This is a genomic window from uncultured Aquincola sp. (assembly GCF_964001545.1).
In the GTDB taxonomy this organism is placed as follows: Bacteria; Pseudomonadota; Gammaproteobacteria; order Burkholderiales; family Burkholderiaceae_C; genus Aquincola.
The window spans coordinates 1-1865 of record NZ_CAXFDV010000314.1 but is presented as its reverse complement, the minus strand read 5'-3'; the positions used below and the strand labels follow the sequence as shown (position 1 = coordinate 1865).

General features: G+C 70.2%; 3 protein-coding genes. All 3 read right to left on the bottom strand.

Translation table 11 applies throughout. The annotated features are described in order from the left end of the window. Window positions 1-213: hypothetical protein (locus ABNT58_RS11065; protein WP_348753532.1), on the bottom strand; the 213-nt coding region annotated here is incomplete at its 3' end. Window positions 214-285: 72 nt separating this feature from the next. Beyond that, entirely contained in the window at window positions 286-1089 is an 804-nt protein-coding gene (gene otnI / locus ABNT58_RS11060) for a 2-oxo-tetronate isomerase (protein WP_348753531.1), read from the bottom strand. 22 nt (window positions 1090-1111) lie between these two features. Further along, window positions 1112-1865, bottom strand: a 754-nt coding sequence (locus tag ABNT58_RS11055; protein ID WP_348753530.1) for an alpha/beta fold hydrolase, incomplete at its 5' end; no start/stop codon positions are given.

Below are 1865 nucleotides of genomic sequence, written 5' to 3'. Positions count from 1 at the left end.
GGCCGGCGGATTCCCGCTGCCCTTGGCCTGGTCGGCCTGCGGGTCCAGGCTCTCGGTGGAGCTGGGGCCGGTGCCGTCGGGCTCGATGTGCACCTGCTTGTCGTCCAGCGCGTCCTGCTTGAAGTTGCGCGGGCTGTCTTCGTGGGCCTTGCGCTGCGCGTCCAGCAGCTGCTCGCGCTGCTGTTCGGGCGGGGTGGGCGTGGTCTGGCTCATCGCGGTCTCCTGGTTGTGGAGACCGCCCGGCAAACACCGCGCCCGACCGGTCGCCGGCCGGGCAGCGGGGGCTCAGCGCTGCAGGTAAGGCGCCAGCCAGCCCAGGCCTTGCGAGGTGCCGCCGGCCACCGCGCCGCGCTGGGGGCGGTATTCGCAACCGATCCAGCCGGCATAACCGATGTCGTCCAGCAGCTTGAAGAGGTAAGGGTGGTTGATCTCGCCCAGGTCGGGTTCATGCCGCTCGGGCACGCCGGCGATCTGCAGGTGGCCCACCTGGCCGGTCGCCAGGTATTGGCGGATCTTCATCGCCAGGTCGCCTTCGGTGATCTGCGCGTGGTACAGGTCCATCTGCACCTTCAGGTTGGGCGCGCCCACCTCGGCCACCACCGCATGCGCATCGTCCTGGCGGCTCAGGAAGAAGCCGGGCATGTCGCGCTGGTTGATCGGCTCGATCAGGATGTCCACACCCACCTTTGCGGCTTCGGCCGCGGCACGCTTCAGGTTGGCCACGTAGGTGGCGCGCAGCAGTTCGCGGCTGATGCCCGCGGGCGCCAGGCCGGCCATCACGTGCACGCGCGGGCATTGCAGCGCCTGGGCATACGCCAGGGCCTTGGTGATGCCTTCGGCGAACTCGGCCTCGCGGCCGGGCAGGCAGGCGATGCCGCGCTCGCCCTTGTCCCAGTCGCCGGGCGGGGCGTTGAACAGCACCTGCTGCAGGCCGGCGGCCTTCAGGCGGGCGGCCAGTTCGTCGGCGGCGTAGGCGTAGGGGAACAGGTACTCGACGGCGGTGAAGCCGTCTTTCGCGGCGGCGGCAAAGCGGTCGAGGAAGTCGTGCTCGTTGTAGAGCATCGAGAGGTTGGCGGCAAAGCGGGGCATGGATTCGTCCTTGCGGTCAGGGTCAGGGGGCCGTGCGGCGCGGGGCGCTGTTCAGCAGCTCGGCCAGGCGGTCTTTGTAGAAGCGGGCCTGGCCGACGGTGCCGTGGCCGCTGGTTTGCGGGCTGGAAGGGATGACGTAGGCCTGCGCCTGCGGGATGCGGGCGATGGCCTTGTCCAGCAGGCCCAGCTCGGGCGGGTTGCGCTCGTCGTCGGCAGAGTTGACGGCCAGCACCCGGGCGCGGATGCGGTCCAGGCCCGGCTCAGGGTCGTAGTCGCGCGAAGACTCCCACTGGTAGAGGTAGTCGTTGGCATCGGCGCGGAACGGGGCCTGCAGGCGTTGGGTGACCAGCGCATCGGCGGCGGCGCGGGTGGGGGCCTGCTGGTACAGCGCCTCGTTGCCGCCGTTGGTGCCGGTGTTGAAGAACTGCGCCGCCAGCTGCAGCCCGCGCGGCTGGCGGGTGTACTGGCCGCCTTGCCAGTCGGGGTCGTTGCGGATGGCTTCGATCAGCAGCCTGCGCATCATCCAGTTGCGGCCCGACATGGCCGCTGGCATCGACGCCATGGGCACCACCGCGTCCATGAAATCCGGATGGCGCTGCGCCCACAGCCAGGCATGCATGCCGCCCATCGAGTTGCCGACGATCACACGCACGTGGCGGATGCCCAGGTGCTCGGTCACCAGCCGGTGCTGGGCGGCCACCATGTCGTCGTAGTTGTAGGCCGGGAACTGCGTGCGCAGACCGTCCGAGGGCTTGCTGGAGCGGCCGGCGCCGATG

Coding starts and splice junctions, on each gene's coding strand:
- otnI (WP_348753531.1), bottom strand. CDS start 1,089: ATGCCCCGCTTTGCCGCCAACCTCTCGATGCTCTACAACGAGCACGAC.